The organism is Wolbachia endosymbiont (group A) of Cydia amplana (genome assembly GCF_964028495.1).
GTDB lineage: Bacteria > Pseudomonadota > Alphaproteobacteria > Rickettsiales > Anaplasmataceae > Wolbachia > Wolbachia pipientis.
This window is the reverse complement of sequence record NZ_OZ034792.1, coordinates 1,235,252-1,254,751: the sequence shown is the minus strand read 5'-3', so window position 1 is coordinate 1,254,751 and position 19,500 is coordinate 1,235,252. Positions and strand designations below refer to the sequence as shown.

At 34.8% G+C, this 19,500-nt stretch carries 17 protein-coding genes and 1 tRNA gene; 14 read left to right on the top strand and 4 right to left on the bottom strand.

Features of this window, described 5'->3' with window-relative positions; genetic code table 11:
* Nucleotides 1-88: 88 nt before the first annotated feature.
* Together ABWU40_RS06225 and lipB are read right to left on the bottom strand one after the other, a co-directional pair.
* Nucleotides 89-1,114, bottom strand: coding sequence for an LD-carboxypeptidase (locus ABWU40_RS06225; protein WP_015589333.1), 1,026 nt, complete (start codon nt 1,112-1,114; stop codon nt 89-91).
* Nucleotides 1,114-1,731 carry a lipoyl(octanoyl) transferase LipB gene (lipB, locus tag ABWU40_RS06220; RefSeq protein WP_141456645.1) on the bottom strand — a complete coding sequence of 206 codons (618 nt, stop codon included), beginning with the start codon at nt 1,729-1,731 and terminating at the stop codon, nt 1,114-1,116. Before lipB ends, ABWU40_RS06225 begins: the two co-directional genes overlap by 1 nt.
* Before the next feature lie 251 nt (nt 1,732-1,982).
* On the opposite strand from lipB, the gene ABWU40_RS06215 reads away from it, so the two are divergent.
* The 3 genes from ABWU40_RS06215 (at nt 1,983) to ABWU40_RS06205 (ending at nt 3,884) form a co-directional block, all read left to right on the top strand.
* Nucleotides 1,983-2,216 (top strand): DUF6290 family protein, encoded by a 234-nt coding sequence (locus ABWU40_RS06215; protein WP_012673333.1) that lies wholly within the window; start codon nt 1,983-1,985, stop codon nt 2,214-2,216.
* Entirely contained in the window at nt 2,192-2,455 is a 264-nt protein-coding gene (locus ABWU40_RS06210) for a type II toxin-antitoxin system RelE family toxin (RefSeq protein ID WP_080717643.1), read from the top strand. The genes ABWU40_RS06215 and ABWU40_RS06210 overlap by 25 nt, the downstream gene beginning before the upstream one ends.
* Before the next feature lie 235 nt (nt 2,456-2,690).
* Nucleotides 2,691-3,884 carry a phage portal protein gene (locus ABWU40_RS06205; RefSeq protein ID WP_141456646.1) on the top strand — a complete coding sequence of 398 codons (1,194 nt, stop codon included), beginning with the start codon at nt 2,691-2,693 and terminating at the stop codon, nt 3,882-3,884.
* 54 nt (nt 3,885-3,938) lie between these two features.
* Here the strand turns inward: ABWU40_RS06205 and ABWU40_RS06200 are convergent, their stop codons facing one another.
* The gene (locus ABWU40_RS06200; protein ID WP_353279180.1) at nt 3,939-6,482 is read right to left on the bottom strand and encodes an AsmA-like C-terminal region-containing protein; all 2,544 of its coding nucleotides are present in this window, start codon (nt 6,480-6,482) and stop codon (nt 3,939-3,941) included.
* 3 nt (nt 6,483-6,485) lie between these two features.
* The gene (gene murJ, locus ABWU40_RS06195; RefSeq protein WP_015589329.1) at nt 6,486-7,973 is read right to left on the bottom strand and encodes a murein biosynthesis integral membrane protein MurJ; all 1,488 of its coding nucleotides are present in this window, start codon (nt 7,971-7,973) and stop codon (nt 6,486-6,488) included.
* A gap of 150 nt (nt 7,974-8,123) precedes the next feature.
* On the opposite strand from murJ, the gene ABWU40_RS06190 reads away from it, so the two are divergent.
* From ABWU40_RS06190 to ABWU40_RS06140, 11 genes are all read left to right on the top strand, one after another.
* Nucleotides 8,124-8,199 (top strand) — tRNA-His (locus ABWU40_RS06190).
* A 187-nt stretch (nt 8,200-8,386) separates the two neighbouring features.
* Nucleotides 8,387-10,309, top strand: a complete 1,923-nt coding sequence (mnmG, locus tag ABWU40_RS06185) for a tRNA uridine-5-carboxymethylaminomethyl(34) synthesis enzyme MnmG (protein ID WP_141456648.1) — start codon at nt 8,387-8,389, stop codon at nt 10,307-10,309.
* 8 nt (nt 10,310-10,317) lie between these two features.
* Nucleotides 10,318-11,985 carry an aminopeptidase P family protein gene (locus ABWU40_RS06180; protein ID WP_015589327.1) on the top strand — a complete coding sequence of 556 codons (1,668 nt, stop codon included), beginning with the start codon at nt 10,318-10,320 and terminating at the stop codon, nt 11,983-11,985.
* A gap of 121 nt (nt 11,986-12,106) precedes the next feature.
* A complete protein-coding gene (locus ABWU40_RS06175; RefSeq protein ID WP_064125381.1) occupies nt 12,107-12,472 on the top strand; it encodes a hypothetical protein in 366 nt (121 codons plus the stop codon).
* 397 nt (nt 12,473-12,869) lie between these two features.
* Complete coding sequence (locus tag ABWU40_RS06170) at nt 12,870-13,514, top strand: alpha/beta hydrolase (protein ID WP_015589325.1); 645 nt, start codon at nt 12,870-12,872, stop codon at nt 13,512-13,514.
* A 5-nt stretch (nt 13,515-13,519) separates the two neighbouring features.
* Nucleotides 13,520-14,326, top strand: coding sequence for an SDR family oxidoreductase (locus ABWU40_RS06165; RefSeq protein ID WP_015589324.1), 807 nt, complete (start codon nt 13,520-13,522; stop codon nt 14,324-14,326).
* 232 nt (nt 14,327-14,558) lie between these two features.
* Nucleotides 14,559-14,843, top strand: coding sequence for a transposase (locus ABWU40_RS06160; RefSeq protein ID WP_041573518.1), 285 nt, complete (start codon nt 14,559-14,561; stop codon nt 14,841-14,843).
* Between the two features lie 21 nt (nt 14,844-14,864).
* Nucleotides 14,865-15,206 (top strand): IS3 family transposase, encoded by a 342-nt coding sequence (locus tag ABWU40_RS06155; protein ID WP_141457343.1) that lies wholly within the window; start codon nt 14,865-14,867, stop codon nt 15,204-15,206.
* Between the two features lie 238 nt (nt 15,207-15,444).
* A complete protein-coding gene (locus tag ABWU40_RS06150; RefSeq protein WP_081600771.1) occupies nt 15,445-15,609 on the top strand; it encodes an IS3 family transposase in 165 nt (54 codons plus the stop codon).
* A gap of 214 nt (nt 15,610-15,823) precedes the next feature.
* Nucleotides 15,824-18,400, top strand: a complete 2,577-nt coding sequence (polA, locus tag ABWU40_RS06145; protein WP_353279179.1) for a DNA polymerase I — start codon at nt 15,824-15,826, stop codon at nt 18,398-18,400.
* A gap of 50 nt (nt 18,401-18,450) precedes the next feature.
* Nucleotides 18,451-19,473 carry a hypothetical protein gene (locus tag ABWU40_RS06140; RefSeq protein ID WP_015589322.1) on the top strand — a complete coding sequence of 341 codons (1,023 nt, stop codon included), beginning with the start codon at nt 18,451-18,453 and terminating at the stop codon, nt 19,471-19,473.
* The last annotated feature ends 27 nt before the right edge of the window (nt 19,474-19,500 follow it).

Below are 19,500 nucleotides of genomic sequence, written 5' to 3'. Positions count from 1 at the left end.
CATCCCGCTACGTGTTAGCGGGATCTCTTGTTAGCGGATGAGATACCGCGAATGAATCGCGGTATGACGGTTAAGTACGTGTTAGCGGCTAAGAGATACTGCGGCGGCATGACGTAGAGCTCGCGTTAGCTATAAGATTAGCTAAATTCTGCACGTCCATAAAAAACAAACCTTCTTTTTCGTCTTGAACGCTAATAATAGCGTGAGTGTTAAAAGGTAAAGGATCATTTGTATGTCCATGGCCTACCCCTTTCATTGTAAATACAGGAAAGTTAACACTTTTTGCAAACCTTTCTTTTACAACTTCAACAAGGTTATCGTTATAGCAGTTAACGAAATCCCCAAAGATTACTGCATGTACTCCATCAAAGATGTGAGCTTGTTTTAGGTGATCTAAACTGCGCTCTATTGCGTATGGGTAGACTCTTATGTCCTCTAAAAATAGAATTTTACCTTTCGCATTTATTTGCCAAACAGTTCCTATACTGTTTTCAACTAAAGTCATATTACCACCGATGATTTTAGACTTTAATCTGCCATCTTTTAGTCTAATGCCATTATTTATCATCTTTAGCTTATCAAATCTGATAGAATCCTGCTTGTTAAGAATTAACTCTTTCAATTTTTTAACAGAGCTTTCAGAAATGGAGTTATTTACTATCATTTCCAACATGGTGCCGTGAAGAGTTTGCCAATTATATTTAGCTTGTAGATAGGTGTGCAAGGCAGTTATATCGCTATAGCCTATGAGGATTTTTTTGTTTTGAGCAATCCTTTCTTTTTTATCATTGGGTAACTTTTCTAGATAGGGAATTAACCGAGAAGCCCCTTCTCCTCCTCTGATACACCAAATTATTTTACTGTCATTAGTTAGTGCACTAATCAAATCATTTGCTCTGAATTCATCAGAGTTGGAATAAAATGGATTATCATTACTATATATTTTCTCCGAAATATGGGGATTAAAATCCAAAGCTTCTACATATTCTTTTATAGTAGTCAGATCTGATTCTTTTCCCTTCGAAGAAGGAGCAATAATATCAACTTGGTCGATTGCATGAATACCTGTGTTAGCACATAAAGTGAGAATGAAATATAAAAGGTAAACAATCATTAAAATATCTTATAAAACTCTTTTTTTAGTATATCATCCAATTCAGAGAGTGGAACTTTCACTCCTAGTTCTTCCATTGACGTGACGCCATAATCTTGCAGTCCACAAGGAATAATACCCTTATAATGAGAGAGGTCTGGAAAGACGTTAAGCGCTATGCCATGATAAGTTACCCATTTTCTTAAACGGATACCAAAAGCTGCAATTTTTTTTTCTACTCCGTTATGGTTTACCCAAATACCTATTCTATCTTCTCTAAACTCTCCAAGTATATTAAATTGCTTTAAAACATTTATGATCCACTTACTTAGATCTCTAATATATAGCTTTATATCGCATTTGTTTCTTTTTTTAAGGTTTAACATTAAATATATAATGCGCTGTCCTGGACCATGATATGTGTGTTTACCACCCCTTCCTGTTTTATATATGGGAAATAGTTTTTCAACAATATCATCAGCTGTTGCACTGATTCCTGCAGTATAAAGTGGAGGGTGCTGGAGTAGCCATACCAATTCGTCTGCTGAATTATTGTGAATTTGTTGAATTTTCTCTTCCATGGATTTTACAGCACAGTTATAATCAATAAGCTGATTAGATATTAGCCATTCTGTCATATTCTATTTCTTTTTTTTTAGTATAGCAGTTCGTTTTTTCCTGTTATTCCAGTGTGTGACACTGGGCGCAGCCTTTCTTATTCCTAATATACTTAATACTAACTTCTGTGCTATTTCTCCTTAACAAACATAGTACATGACAAATGTTTAATTATTTGTCAACACAGGTCCTCTTTACGTATAGGCAACTTTTTTTATTGAAAAATTCAGAAAAATGTTGTATAATTATTAGTAGATTTTAGGTAAAATATATGGCAAACTCAAAATTTAGCATAACTTTCAACAACGAAATTTCAGAGTGTCTTGCTGGACTGGCTAAAATAAGAAATAAGTCCATTAAAGAACTAGCAGAGAAGCTAATACAAGAAGCAATTGAAAATGAGGAAGATAAAATACTAATTGAGCGTGCTGCTAGACGTAATGTTTCAGGTGTGAAGAAAATTAGAAGTGAGGATGTAGACTGGAATACAATATTATCTTCATAGAAAGCGTTCTTGAGAAAGACCTTCCAGCTCTTCCAAAAACAATAAGATTAAGGATCATAAATGCGATAAATAAGCGCCTTACAGTTGATCCCATTAACCTTGGTGAGCCATTATATTACAGATTTAAAGGACAAAGAAGATTAAGGGTAGGTGATTATCGCGTTATCTATTCCGTAAATATTATAAAATATGAAGTGGTTATCACAGAGATAGGACACAGAAAAGATATTTATAAGTAAGTACATCATATAAATATTAAATATATTTTTACTCCTTCCTGATTCATTTTCTACCTTAGGTGGCTTCGCTCAGCTCAAAAAAAAAGCTCATTCTTTTTGCTACCCCTTATTGTGCCTGCCATTTAACTACTGTGTAGAGATTGCTCTCAAACATAATGTTCGTACGTTAGTATATCCTTCCTGTGACACCAATTGATATAATTCTACCACAAATTCAATTTTTTAGGAGGCACATATGAATTTCAACATCTTTCAAAGAAAAAAAAGCGCAGTATTTACTAAATATTCTGCTTTGCAACTAATGATGGAGCCAAGTTGGAGTAAGCGTGATTATGTAAGTTTTGCTGAGGAAGGTTACATAAAAAATGTTATTGCCTTTCGAGCAATCAATATGATTGCAAGTGCTGCATCTTCGGTACCTCTTACTCTCTGCCAGCTTACTGAACAGGGAAAATCGCAACTAAAAGCCCATCCATTACTGAAATTACTTTATTCTCCTAATCCAATGACATCAAAATCGGAATTTATTGAGGGGATTGTAACTTATCGGTTAGTTAACGGCAATTCTTATATATTGATGGTTGAGTCGCAGAACAATAGAAAACCACCAACAGAGCTTTATCTTCTGCGCCCCGATAGGGTTGAAATTGTTCCAGGGAGAAATAACGTTCCTTATAACTATCGTTATGCCATAAATAACAACAGTTATGACTTTAAAGTTGATAAACTAACCGGACGTTCAGCAGTGTTGCACCTAAAGACCTTTAACCCTTTGAATGATTGGTATGGGTTATCACCAATTGAGGCGGCTGCATATAGTATAGATCAGCATAATCAGGCTGGTGCTTGGAATCAAGCGATGTTGCAAAACGGAGCAAGACCAAGTGGTGCAATAGTTGTAAAATCAGCAAAAGATGGAAGTGGTGGAAGTTTAAGTCAAGAGCAGTACCAACGCTTAAAAGCACAGATAAATGATCATTATTCAGGTCCTGTCAATGCTGGGAGGCCGATATTGCTTGAAGGAGGCTTGGAGTGGAAAGAAATGAGCTTATCACCAAGGGATATGGATTTTATTGAGTCCAAACACAGTTCAGCTCGTGATATTGCCCTGGCTTTTGGCGTTCCGCCGCAGTTGCTTGGCATACCAGGTGATAACACTTATAGCAATTTAGTCGAAGCACGCTTGTCCCTTTGGGAACAGACGGTTTTACCAACGCTAGAAAGTATTATCTGTCACCTGAATTCTTGGCTAACACCAAAATTTGGTGAAGATCTGTGCTTGTCGTACGACAAAGATGCAATAGAGATTCTCATGGAAAAGAGACAAAAGTTGTGGAAATACGTAGAAAACGCAAGCTTCATGACGCTCAACGAAAAGAGAGAAGCATTTGGCTTGCCACCACTGCCAGGTGGTGATGAGTTAGGTTAAGTTTGTACCCGTTCAGATGAGTTCATTGTCTCCTAAACCGTACGCCTAAGTAAATCAACTATTTTTCTTGCCAACCAGAGCGGTGAAGATTTGGTCTACATCAAAACTCATCTTAGGACGCCAAATAGGGCCATCCAAATGCATATCGATATAGATTGGATTACTATAATTTGGTGGTATGAAAAAGAACCTGAATATAGAAGCTAAAGCGAAGTTAGATAAGGTTAAATTAGAAGAGATTGACCCTGATGCTTGATCAATCCCGAATTGTAAACTAGTTGAACATATACCACTCTTAATACTTGCTTTTCCGCTAATATTTTCAAAAGATGTTTTACCGTTATATATATCAACATAAGCAAGTGTGGAAATTTCAGATTTATTCTTACTGCTTAACAAATTAGTGATAAATGAATTGAAATCTACATTAGTAACTTCTATTCCTTGCGCTTGTAAGTTTACATCTCCTGATAAGTTACTAGCCCAATCATGAAAACTTTTTCCTTGAGTTTTGATTTCACCATTTAAGCTTACCTGACCATTTACATTGTCAATTCCTATAACCTTACCAATCTTTTTAGTGTCCAAATTTACAATAGAAAACCTTGTATTTATTGAGTCTGATCTTAAATAACCCTGAAAAAACACTTGCCCGTGTTCTAATACGTAACTTGCCTGCCTGATAGTGATAGTGTTGTTTCTCATTACCGCATCCAAATTAAAATCTTTTAAAACATTCTGCTCGGTTTTAAATTCTGCAGTATTGATTTGCACATTTGCATCAAAGCCTTCTTTATCATCCAAAAAATCAAGCTGCTTTGTTGACCATTGAATTTGATCTATCTCATTTCTTGAATTTCTTTTCGTCTCTACTAAATTCGGTAATTTAAAGATATTTCCATTAAATTTACTGCCCGTAAGGTTAACATCTAATAAAGGTTTGGCGTATTTTTGATCTGCTAATATTTTTGCATTACCGGTAATATCGAAATCTTCTCCAGATAGTTTTATTTTATCTGCAACTAGCTTACCTTTTTCCATTTTCAGCAAAAAATCCAAATTTTTAATTTTCGTATCATTCAATGTAAGGTTATTAACACGGGCCTTTATATTTGCATCATACTGAAAATTTTTCAGCCATTGCATTTTAGGTAAACTGCTAAATAATGAATGATCATATTTATCTGCATCAAGATTATGCATGCTAAATTCACCATTGACCACATTGTGTTTTTTTGTATGGCTTACTCTAATTGACCCTTGCAAGGATTCCTTATTATTTAGCAGTCTAATGTCTGAGATAGATAATATTCTTGGTGCAAGGTGCAGTTTAGAACTTAGTGTAAATTGATTTTTCTGGTTTTCTTTCATCTTTATAGAAGGGAAAAAACATGAAATGAATGACTCAAAATCATTTCCTTCGACTAATAAATCACCGTTGAATTCAGATAGGACATTATTGTTTGAGATCTCTCCTGATAAGTAAGATATATTATTGATTCCAGGAAATTTAAGAAGCGTATTAACTTTTACTTTGCCATCAGTGGATTTTAGTACAGCACGGAAATTGTCCAATATTTTGTTTTGATATTGAATGTTAGAAGCTTCCATATTAAAATTTAAGCTCAAGTTCTTTGGCACAACTGCTCTAAAACATTCCAGAAGATCCTTCATATTCATTGTTCTTTGTGAATCATTTTGTATGGAATCTAAATCAACTTTACTGAAGCTAATATTGAAATTAGTGTGATTGCCTTTTCTATCATTTTGTATTGTACCGCTGGCTTGCATGCTTTTGGAATCAATTTTTAAGTCAGTTGCCGTAAACTCACTTTCATTAAGACTTATATTGGATGATATCTTGATATTTTCGCTAGGAATAACACAAGAGAGAAAGCTAAGATTAATGATTTTTGCTAAATCACTCACAGAACCGGAACTGTTATTAATTGTTAATGTTAAATTACCCTGGAGTTCTTCTTGATTTCTATTACCTGTAAATAGCAAATTTACAAAATTTGATTCAACACTAATGTGTACATTCCTTTTTGTGATATTAACCTTTCCTGAAAAATCGTAATTATTATCACCTACCTTTACTTTACCAAAAAACTGCTTATTTTTTTTTACAGCAACTTCCTTTATGTTAACAATATCAGCGAAATCATTCTTGAAACTTACTTGGCTGTCTTTTATTACTATATCGACTGTGTTACCACTGGCGTTTGTATTTATAATATTAAGTAAATTTTCTTTGTTGCTTTTCATGCCAAACAATGTGATTGACTTTGGTTGCAACGAAAATAAAAACAACGATAGGAACGATGGCCTTATTTCAATTTTTCTTACACTAATTAAATCTGACAACTTTTGCTCTTTATTTTCGTTGTATTGTACGTATACATTATAAATAGTGAGCTTTGGGGTAATCAACGAAACTTTAATTTTTCTCCCAATATGCACTTTAGCATCATACGTCTTCTCTAACTCTTTTATGATATATTTCCTGTAGCCACTCCAATCCTTAAAAGTTGCAGCAACATGCATGAGAATTAATAGCAGTGAGATTGATAATATAGCATATAAAGAAAGTCTCATAATTTACACATGCTTAAAGTTTCCCTTAAATATTAAATAGAGAATACCAAAATAAACAATAACACTCAAAGCTATTAAAGTCGTTAAATAAACAATACGAGCCAACATTTTATCAAAAAATAATCCTGCCAACAAAGAATTAAAAATATAAAGGGCTATTGACATGACTGCCGTTGCTACAAAAATTTTCATGACATTTAACAATAACGCTTGGCTAACCTTATACATTTTATTTATTGTTAAATAACTAATTAATAGAATAGAGTTTATCCAAGTGGAAACGGAAGTAGCAATAGCAATCCCCGTATGCTGATACTCGTTCATTAACAAAAGGTTTAGCACTACATTAATTCCAAGACACATTAGCGAAAATATGGTTGGTATTTTCAGATTGCCTTTAGCAAAAAATGTAGGTAGCAATACTTTATTTATAATAAATGCAGGTAAAGAAAGAGAAAATGCTATTAAAGTGGGAACAGTTTGCTGCACTGCATAATGATCAAACCGGCCGTAAGAAAAAAGCGTAAGTAAAATTATGTCGGGAATAATGATAAAGGCAGCAGTTGTTGGCATAATTAACATTAATCCTATGTTGAGAGCCTTGTTCTGTATTTTGACTATATTTTCAGTATTATCCACCTGTTTTGAAATTAAAGGAAGAAGCACTGTACCAATTGCAGTACCGATTATTCCCTGCGGTAGTTGATTTAGTCTATCGGCATAATATATATAGGACACCGCATTTGGTATAAAACTCGCCATGATTGTATCAATCCATAAGCTTATTTGAGTTACACAATTGTTGATAATTGCAGGTACCACACGCTTAAAAAACAACCTTACTTCATTGCTTAATTCAAGGCTAAAAGAAAAAGCTGCCTTTAACTTGTATGCACTAAATAGCATCAGCAACAATTGAAAAACTCCTCCTATCAGAACAGCTATAGAAAGGTTGTGCGCTGGAGTTTTTACGTAAGGCACAAATAAACTGATGATTAAACAGAGATTCAAAACAATTGGTGCAATAGCTGTTGAAGCAAAATGCTGCTTTACTTGCAGCATTCCACCAATAAGTGATGCAATTGAAACAAAGATTATGTAGGGCATCATAATTCTTGATAAAGTAACAGTAAGGGTAAACTTACTTTGGTCAAATCCAGGAGCAAAAATTTGAATCATATAAGGGGAGAAAGTTTGCATAATAAGGCAAAAAATTACTAAGATAATAAACGTAATGGATATTACACTACTTGCAAAATTAAATGCCTTTTTATTATCATATGATTCTGTCGAATATAACGGTATGAATGAGGTAGTGAACGCTCCTTCTGCAAAAAATGCTCGAAATAGATTGGCAAAGCGAAACGAAGAAAAAAATATGTCTGCAAGAGAGTTCGCACCAATAACCGTAGCAATTAATACATCCCTTATTAACCCTGAGATCCTTGAAATAGCCGTAAAAAAACTAAATGTGAAAATACTTTTAAACATACCACTACTTCATTAGTGTCAATACGATTAACTATAATGGTAAAAGTATCAATGAAAATATTTATTGGCTAAACTTAAAACCCTCTGCAAAAAGAGAGTTAAATAATCAATTGACTATTTGCGCTCTTATGTTAGAAATTTTATATCTTGGCGGGCGTAGCTCAGTTGGTAGAGCGTCAGTTTGTGGTACTGAATGTCGCCAGTTCGATCCTGGTCGCTCGCCCCACTAAAACCCGATAATTTGAAAAACCGTCATCCCGCTGCTTGTTAGCGGGATCTAGAGATACCGTGACGGTATGACGTGAGTTAGCTATACATTGGCCACTGATGATTGAAATAGTTAATTACTGTAAAATTTGACATTAACCGCTAATAGTTAGAATATTAGTAGAGTAAGAATTACTCAAGAAGGCATGCATAAATATGATGTAGTAGTAGTAGGTGGTGGTCATGCAGGGTGCGAAGCTGCTGCTGCTGCAGCTCGCCTTGGTGCAAACACGCTGCTTATAACTCATAAAATTTCAACTATAGGGGAAATGTCCTGCAATCCAGCAATCGGAGGAGTTGCAAAGGGTGTTGTAGTCAGGGAAGTTGACGCTCTTGATGGAATAATGGGAAGAGCAATCGATCAAGCAAGTATACACTCAGTCATTTTAAATAGCAGCAGAGGTGCAGCAGTATGGGGCCCGCGTGTACAGGCAGACCGAAAATTATACAAGCAAGCAATACAGGAAATTATTCTAAATTATAATAATTTGACGGTAAAAGAAGAGTCGGTTGACGATTTTCTTATAGAGAGTAATAACAATGGAGAATTGTGCATTAAAGCTGTAATAACAAGCTCAGGGGAGCATATACTGACAAGCAAAGTCGTTTTAACTACAGGGACTTTCCTGCAAGGTGTGATTCATATAGGAGAGCAAGCAACTCCTTCAGGGAGAATGGGAGATAAGTCTGCCGTAGAACTTGCAAATACGTTGAAGAAATATAATTTCAAATTAGGTAGACTGCGTACCGGAACTCCACCAAGGCTCGATCGTGGCACTATAAACTGGTCAATATTGCAAGAACAAGTGGGTGATAACCCACCTGTGCCGTTTTCTTACTTAACAGAAAAAATTAACCAACCTCAGGTATCATGCTTTATTACCCATACTAATGAAAACACGCATAAAATAATCAGAGAAAATCTCCACAGGTCAGCTTCTTCATATTTAGATGACGTTGTTGCACCAAGATACTGCCCATCAATTGAAGTTAAAGTTAAAAAATTTGCAGAAAAAAGTAGTCATCAAATATTTCTAGAGCCAGAAGGCCTGAATGATGATACTATATACCCGAACGGAATTTCAAATTCATTGCCTATTGAAGTGCAGTGTGAAATGATAAAGAGTATCAAGGGACTTGAAAATGCAGAAATACTAAGACCTGGATATGCAGTTGAGTATGACTATATTGATCCACGAGAACTAAGCCATACTCTTGAAACTAAGAAAATTAAAGGCCTATATTTTGCTGGCCAAATTAATGGCACTACTGGATATGAAGAAGCAGCAGGGCAAGGAATTATTGCCGGAATTAATGCAGCACTCTCTGCATCTGAAAAAAAAGAAAGCTTTGTTCTTCATCGCACAGACTCATATATCGGCGTAATGATAGATGATCTAGTCACCAAAGGGGTGATCGAACCTTATAGATTATTTACCTCACGTGCAGAATATAGGCTAGCTATCAGGTCAGACAATGCAGATAGAAGATTAACACAAAAAGGTTATGATATTTCCCTTGTTTCGCATGAGAGATACTCTGTTTTACAGAATAAACTTGAATCCATTAAGCAGCTTGAAGAGAAGTTAGGGAGTCTGACGATTACTCCTGAGCAGCTTAGGTCTTATGGTATCAAAATATCTTATGATGGGATAAGAAAAACGGCACTAGATTTACTTAGCTATCCAAACATCGACTGGAATAAATTACAAGAAATATGGCCGGAGTTAAGCAGCATCACGCGCTGGGATGGCACCGCAATGGGTAGCATAACTAAGAATGAAATATGCGAAGCGGTTGAAATTGAAGCAAAATACAAACCTTATCTAATAAGACAAGAAGCGGATATGAAGTTTTTACGAGAGGAAATTAACACTCAAATTCCAATTGATTTTAACTATTCACAAGTTAAAGGCCTGTCAAGTGAAGTAATAGAAAAGTTGCAGACGATAAAACCAGCGACGATTGGCATTGCAAAGCAAATACAAGGCATCACTCCTGCAGCGATAGTGAGCATATTAGTGTATTTGAGAAACAGGAAAACGAAAGTGGCTGCTAATTTTGTGTGAGGTGTTCTATGTCAAAAATCGAAGAATTTCGTTCTTTTATGCGTGCAATAAATGCTGAGGCGTTTATGTTGCACACCAAAGATGAATATTTAAATGAGTATTCAGAGGAGCTAACAAAGCTGTGTGGCTTCACAGGAACAAATGGGCTGCTCATTGTTACAAAAAACAACAAGTGCCCATTTTTTACGGATGGACGCTATATCACACAAGCTCACAATCAGCTCGATCAGGGCAATTTTCAAGTATATAATATACAAGAAGAGGATCCACGCGAATGGATAAAAGCAAACTTAACATCGACTGCCTCACTAGGTTATTATTTGCAATATTTTACCATAGAAGATATAAGAAAGTATGAGAATATCTGTAAATTAATACCCTGTTTAGCTGGAAAAAAAAGTGACTATCGAAAACAAGCAGTGGTTTTACATTCTATTGAACATGCTGGTGAAAGTAGTAAGGACAAATGTGAAAAAGTTGCCAAAAGCATAGATAAAGAAGCTGAAGCAGTGCTTTTAACTGATCCAAATTCAATTTCATGGTTATTAAATTTAAGAAATGAAAATGCTAAATATACTCCATGTATATTGGGCCGTGCTATATTGTATAAAAGCGGTAATGTTAATTTGTTTATTCAAGATAAAGAACATTCAACTATAGAAGCAAATTTAGGCAATCATATAAATATTTTTGATATTAGTGAGCTAGAAAATTCGCTGCACAAGCTAAATTCAATAGTCATGGATCCAAGCACAACTCCAATGAGTATCATGGCTGTAATAAAAGATAAACAGGTAGCTGAGAGAGAAGATCCTTGTCTAATTTATAAAGCAGCAAAAAACCAAACTGAAATAGCTGGGGCTATAAATGCGCATATCAGAGATGGAGTGGCAGTTACAAATTTTCTATCTTGGCTTGAAAATAATGTTGGTACAGAACTTGAAGCTGAAGAAAAGATTTTAGAATACAGAAAAGAGCAGAATTTGTTTAAACAATTGAGCTTTCCAACAATTTCCGCATTTAATGAAAATGGTGCAATAATTCACTATCGTGCAAGCAGTAAGACGAATAAGGTAATTCAGAAAAATGGACTATATTTGATTGACTCTGGTGGCCAATACCTTAGTGGCACAACTGATGTGACAAGAACTGTAGTAGTTGGTAATCCGACCAATGAGCAAATAATCCACTATACAATAGTGTTGAAAGCTCACATTGCTATAGCAAGTGTCATCTTTCCCCCCGGCACTACTGGTGGAGAATTGGATATATTGGCACGTACGCATTTATGGAAATTTGGAATGGACTATATGCATGGTACAGGGCATGGAGTAGGAAGTTACCTATCAGTACACGAAGGACCACAAGCAATATCAAAAAGTAATAAAGTGAAACTCACGCCAGGGATGATACTTTCCAACGAACCTGGCTATTACATTCCGGGAGAGTATGGAATAAGAATTGAAAATCTGATATATGTTGACAGGCAAGAGAATGGCTTCTTAAACTTTAAACAACTGACCTCTATTCCATATGATAGAAGACTAATAAATGTGCAAATGCTTACTAAGGATGAAATTGAATGGATAAATGGCTACCATCAATTTGTCTATAAAAACTTAGAAAATAGCGTAAAAGATAAGGAATGGTTAAAGAAGGTATGTGACCCTTTATAAGCAAAGGAGCATTTTTTATTATTTAAAAAGTATTAATGCAATTGTGACAGGTATTTTGTATTGTTTTTAATTTTAAAATAATATATAATAAAGAACACGTATTTTTAGGTAGATTATAATTATGATAGACAAAGGGCAAGAAGATGAATTTATGAAGCAGTATATGGATACTTGCAAAGAGCAAATAGAAAAATTAGCCAAGGATCCTGAATTGCTTAATCAGACTTTAAAACCATTTATGCAAATGTCTCAGCAGCTTATGGCTGGCGGTATGTTAGAAGGGGCTATGCCTGGCATGATACCTGATTTGGGCAGTATGGATGTTAACAAGATGATTGCTCAGATGAAGGAAATGATTGACTACATAAGAGGTAACTATAAGGAACTAATGAAAGAGCATAGCTCGCAGATTCAAGAGCTTGATGAATCCAGTAAAAAGCTAAGAGGCTTAGTTAAAAAATTGATAGAAAAGATCGAAAGTAAATAAATAACATCTGGATTTCTGTCATTCTATATACAACTTTCTAGTTGGACGGTAAGTCGAGGTCAATTATTGATGCCATGCAAGTAGTGTAGCTACTTGCATAGCATTTATACCAGTTTTCGTAAATAAATAAGGTACGTTGCTTAAGGCTGCAGTTATAGTGAGGTATTTTTTCTAGTTTGTTTTCTTATTTCTGAGGTTTATAGCTAAGGTTTTCCCTACGTCATACCGCGATTCATTCGCGGTATCTCAGCCGCTAACGAGTAGCGGAATGACGGTTTTTCAAATCGTCGATGAACCTAAGTTACTTTATCTGTAGTATCGGGAACGTAATTGCACATTGGTTTTACAAATTTGAAAATTAGTGTTAAATAAAAATATAAACGCAAAAGGAAAAGAAATGATTGAACTTAAAGGCCCAGAAATTTGTGCAGGCGGAAATAAGAAAAATTTGATTATTTTTTTACATGGTTGGGGCTCAAGTGGCGATAATTTCATTCACCTTGCTAAAGTTATGAGCAAGTTTTTACTGGGTTCATATTTTGCAGTACCCAATGCTCCGTTTGAAAGAGAAATAGGTGATGGTTATCAGTGGTTCAGCTTGGAAGATCGTAGTGAGGAAGCGCTATATAATGGAGTAAAAAATGCTACATCAATTGTAAATCATTTCATTGATACAAAATTAAAGGAGCTTAATTTAAAAGATACGCAACTTTCTTTAGTTGGATTTTCTCAAGGAGCAATGCTTGCAATACATACAGCTCTCACCCGCTCTCAATCCTGTGCATCAGTTGTTGCATACTCTGGTAGATTTCTTTCACCTTCAAAAACTGCACCAGAGATCAAGTCAAAACCTAACATATGTGTTATCCATGGTGATGCTGACGACGTGGTACCTTTTTCGTCCCTCGACTTAGCGGTTAAAGCTCTGAAAGAAAATGGAGTAAATGTTGAAGGACACCCAATTCATGCATTAGGGCATATTATTAATGAAGAGGGAATAAAATTAGGAGTAGAATTTATCAAGAAGAATTTTAAAAATTAATTTTCATGCACTTGTTTTGCTTTGGTTATGGATATGTAGCTAAATTTTTATCGAAAAAACTACTGAACTTAGGTTGGAAAGTTAGTGGCACATCAAGAAGTAAAAATATACAAGATGTAATCCTCTTTAATTATGAGAAAGTTAGTCAAGATCTGCTTAAAAGCGCAACGCACGTTTTAATTTCTATTCCTCCAGATGGCGATGATGTTGTGGAGAGATACGGTGATTGCCTGCAAAATGTAAAATGGCTTGGTTATTTGTCTGCAACTAGCGTCTATGGTGATCACTCTGGTAATTGGGTGAATGAGGAATCTGAAACAAAACCTATAGAAATCAGAGGAGAAAAGCGTCTTAAATCTGAAAGGAAGTGGCTGAATAGCAGATTGCCTGTACATATTTTTCGTTTAGCTGGAATATACGGCCCTAGTAGGAACGTGTTAATTGACTTGCAGCTTGGCAAAGCAAGAAATGTGAAAAAAGAAGGGCATTTTTTTTCTCGTATTCACGTTGAAGATATATCAAATATTTTATTTTCTTCCATGCAAAACATAAAACCTGGTGAAATATACAATTGTGCAGACGATTTACCCACTACACAATCTGAAGTGGTAATATATGCAACCAAACTTCTCAATGTTAGCCCTCCAGAACCAATTGAGTTACCAGATTATGCACAGAGTTTTTATTTAGGATCAAAGAGAGTAAGTAATGTTAAAATTAAAAAAGATCTTAATGTCTCTCTAATTTATCCTAACTACAAGGTGGGATTAGAGAGTTTGCACGTAAACAAAACTGAAATCACATCAGAATGATAGATAGGCTTATTGTCACTGCCATTAAGTTAAGGAAAGAATGGTTAAAAACTGAACTAAAAAGTCAGAAATAATTAAGGATTTATGACAAATGCTGAAACAGAATAGAGTAAACTTTAAAGCAGATAAACTCTGAAGTGTAAATTACTTAACAAATAGTGACCTTACCCAGAAAAAGTGGAGAGAAAGAAAGGAGTTTTTTCGGGTAAAATAAAATTTTGGAGGATTAGAAATGGTAAGAGAATATACGGCAGAATTCAAATTGGAAGCTGTTAAGCTGGCAAATGAACAAAGAAAGGTAGGTCAACCAGTTGCAAAAGTAGCAAGAGATCTAGGAATAAGGGATAGTGTATTAGGAAAATGGATGAAGAAATATAACGAAAAAAAGTCAGCGGCAAATGCATTTCCAGATGTAGCACCTTATGACAAAGAGAGATTTGATTTACAGAAAGAGTTAGCAAAAGTAACAAGAGAAAGAGACATTTTAAAAAAAGCCCTGGCCAGTCAAAAAGAGTAAAATATTTTTTCATAAAAGAGCATAGTAAACACTATAAAGTGCAGGAGTTATGTAGGGTTTTCTGCTAGTGGCTACTATAAGTGGACTACAAGGAAAATAAGCAGTAGAGAATCAGCAAATAAAGAGTTATTAGCAGATATTCAAAAAATATATCAAGCTTCTAAATGTAGATATGGAGCTCCTAAAATTCATGCTGAATTAAAGGCTTTGGGTAAAAGTTGCAACTTAAAAACAGTGCAAAGTATTATGCAGAAAAATGGTATTCAGGCTATATTGAGAAGAAAATTTAAAATTAAGAAACAACAAACGGACAGTAGCTCCCAATATATTAGACCAAAACTTTATTGTCGATCAACCAAATAAAGTATGGGATTACTTATATAAAAACCAAAGAAGGATGACTATATTTGGCAACAATAATCGATCTATATTCACGCATGGTAGTTAATGAGCAGTTCAATAAATAAACAATTGGTTATGGACTCTTTATTAATGGACGTTAACAAGCGTAAACCTGCCAAAAATCTACTATTACATAGTGATCAAGGTTCACAATATACTTCGCAAGGTTATCAATATCTCTTATCCATAAAAAACATAGATGAGTCATAAAGGTTGTTGTTACAACAATTCTGTTGTGGAAAGCTTCTTTAGCTCATTGAAAAGAGAAATACTTATTGATACTTCACAACACTCTGCTCAACAAACTAGAACTGCAATATTTGAATACATAGAAATTTTTTATAACAAACAACGTCACTATTAACTATTGCATTCCAGAACAATTTGATGCATCATTCTTTTTGTAAAAAACATTCCAAACTTTCTCTCCACTTTTTCTGGGTAAGGTCATATGTGTACATCCCCATCATGAATGCTATTTTCGGTAAAATCTCTTACAACGCTCAAAAGCAGAAAAACAAAAACTTGATTTTCTCAGCTAAATAGTGGACCATCAAAAGCACGCATAAATATCTACAATGAAAGAAAAAACTTTCACAATCATCGATGGCTATGGTTTTCTTTTCAGAGCTTACTATGTACTACCTCACTTAATTACCACAACAGGAATGCCAATAGGTGGTGTATATGGCTTTCTGAATATGGTTCTTAAGTACATTGCCCATTCGGACTATTTAACTATAGCACTTGATGCAGGAAAAAAGAATTTTAGGCACGATTTATATCCTGAGTACAAAGCGAACAGAGTAACGCCTCCTGAGGATCTAACTCCACAGTTTACCATACTGAGAGAAGCGGTAGAAGCTTTTAACCTCAGCTATGAAGAGATTGAAGGTTATGAAGCAGATGATATAATCGCAACACTAGCTGCAAAATACGCCAACCACCAAGACTTTAAAGTGGTAGTCGTTTCATCAGATAAAGATTTATTTCAACTCTTGAACCACAATATTTTAATATTCGACCCCATTAAAAATATATATATAGATGAAAAACAAGTAATAGAAAAATTTGGTGTAAACTCACACAAGCTTCTTGATTTATTTTCTCTAACTGGTGATGCATCTGACAACATTCCAGGCGTTCCGGGAATAGGTCCGAAGACTGCAGCTAAATTACTAGATGAATTTGATTCATTGAATAATATTATAGAGAACATTGATAATATCGAGCAAACGAGGATTCGTAATATTCTCACCGAACATAAGGAAAAAGCTCTAATTTCAAGAGAACTTTTATCACTATGCGAAAAAGTAGACCTTCAACATGATATTGCAAAATATGAAGTCCATTCTCCAAATATGGAAAAACTATTATCCTTTTTAAAGAAGTATGAATTCAATTCTTTAATAGGTAAAATGGAAAAGCTTTTTTCCTATAATGGGTCTAGCACAAAAGAGAAAATAGAATATAGTAGTGAAGAGTTAGAGAAATTTTTGGAGCATTGTAGATATGAAGGCAGAATTGCAATTCATTGCCACTTTGAAGACAACTTATTAAATAAAATTTCCTTATCTTATAGCGAAAGTAATATTTTTTATATAGAGCAAGACAGCATACAAGATGCACTTATTACAATTAACTCAACTTTACTCTCAAATGGAGTGCTTAAAATAATACATAACATTAAAGAGATCAGGAAAATCTTCCCTGCAATAGAGAAGATGTTAGATTCAGTTGATGATTTGATGATAATGTCGTATAGCTTGGATACAGGAAAGCATGATCACAGTATTCCAAACATAGTTGCACATAATTTGAGTGGAGATGTAGAAATTTTCTCGGCAAAAACTTTAATAGCAATTCGCGAAAAGCTAAAGCAAAGGTTGTTTCAGGAAAAATTGTTCACAATTTACGAGCGCTTCGATAAGCCACTTATGAAAGTAATATTTGATATGGAGAAAAATGGGATATTACTGAACATACAAAAATTACAGGAATTGTCCGATAAATCTCAGCAGGTAATTGCCGTGCTTGAAGATGAGATATATAACTTAGCAGGGGAAAGATTTAATATTGCGTCGCCAAAACAATTAAGTGATGTTTTATTTAATAAAATGGGGCTTAATAAAAAGAAAAAGTCAAAAAAATCTGGATCGTATAGCACCAATTATGAAGTTCTAGAGGCACTCGAAGAAGAAGGGGTAGAAATCGCAAGTAAAATCTTAAATTGGCGACATTTAAGTAAATTAAAAGGCACCTACACTGATGCGCTAATAAAGCAAGTTGATTCCATTGATGGTAGAATACACACAAGCTTTTCAACGACTGCAACTGCAACTGGAAGGCTGAGCTCCAGCAATCCTAATTTACAGAATATTCCTATCAGAAGCGAAGAGGGAAATCTTATCAGACAAGCATTTATTGCGCCAAAAGGGCATAAGATAATTTCTGCTGACTATTCACAAATAGAATTGAGACTCCTGGCACACGTTGCAAACGTTGCAGCATTTAAAGAAGCTTTTGCAAACGGACAAGATATTCATGAGATCACCGCTAGGCAAGTTTTTGGAGTGCAAGAAATAGATGAGCAATTAAGACGCAAAGCAAAATCCATCAATTTTGGAATTATATATGGCATTAGCCCATTTGGTCTTGCAAAGCGGCTTGGAATTACCATTGCGGAAGCTGCTGAATACATTAATTACTATTTTTCCTGTTACCCAGAAATAAAGGCCTATATGGAAAAAGCAGTGTCTATCGCAAGATTGCATGGTTATGTAGAAACTTTGTTTGGCAGAAGATGCTTTGTAAGAGACATAAACAATACAATTCCTTATATAAGACAATTTGCAGAAAGGGCAGCAATAAACGCACCACTGCAAGGAACCGCTGCTGATATAATAAAACGTGCGACAATTCAGCTTTTTGATCAATTGAAAGTAGGTAAAATAATCCTCCAGGTTCACGATGAACTACTGGTTGAAGTAGAAGACGAAAAGGTGCAAGAAACAGCAAAACTTGTGAAAAATATAATGGAAGGTGTAGTAGAAATTTCTATACCACTTGAAGTAGAAATAAAAGTTGGCGACAACTGGGCTCTTAATTATGACTTAAACATGGCGGATTCTAAGAGTATAGATTATTTGAATTAATATGAAAAATATGCTACAATTGAAGTATAGTAAATGTGAGTAACTCAGTTATGACAAAAATATTAACTCCACAAACAAAGAATTTGGAACCTTCAAATCAGGTAACTAACAAAGATGAGAAAATTTTTGAAAAAGAGGAACATCAGGTAATCTATGATTACTTTGTAAAAGTATTAGAAGGTAAAGCCGAATTAAAGGAGAACAAAGAAATAACTGATTATTTTATATCAGCTTATAAGGACATACTACTTAATAATGTCAATCCAAAAGATATAAAACCACTCAGTGAAGAGAATTTTTCTCAGTTTTTACTTTCCGTATTTGAGAAAATTAGAGAGAAAAAATTAGCTAATGAGGAGAATCTCAAGAATGGTAAAATAAAAGAAGTAGTAGATGACTGTGTAGCTGATATACGCGGTACAGAAGCTAAAGATTCATCCATAAAGTTTGTATTGGAAATGCTGCTGCTGCTAATTGGAGGGATCAAAATAGACCCGAAAAATATTTCTGGCTCCTTTATGGATGGGATGAAAGAAAAAATACCATTCTTAGGTAAAGACAAGAAAGAAGAGGATGAACCACCACTCAGTGATGAAGAGATGGTAACAACGTTCTTAAGCAAGATCTTTTTTCCTGTCCTTCTTTCCACTATTCCAATGTTAATTTTTGGTCCTACTACACTCGGAGTAGTTCTTACTGCTATCGGCACAATATTTGCCATAAAAGGAGGAGTGGAGGTTCTTTTTTCAAATAACAAAAAAGGTACTTTGTATGACCCTAGCTCACAAGATAAAGATGATACAGAAAAGAGAGCAAAACTGAATGGAAAAATTCTCGAGGGCATTGATGATATTTTAAAAACCCCAGTTACAGAAGTTGAGAAAGGCACCTCTGTTTCTGAACAAATTTCCCAAGGAAAAGAAAAGAGTGAACAACAACCTGTTCCTGAGCAAATTTCCCAGGAAAACAACAGGGGAAACGAAGAAAGCAAACAGCAAGATCAACCTTGGACAAGAAAGGAAAACAAACGAAGGGAAGAAAACACAAGCAACAAACAAGCAGGGATTACCTAAGTTTGCCAAAAAGTGAGTTGTGTAAGA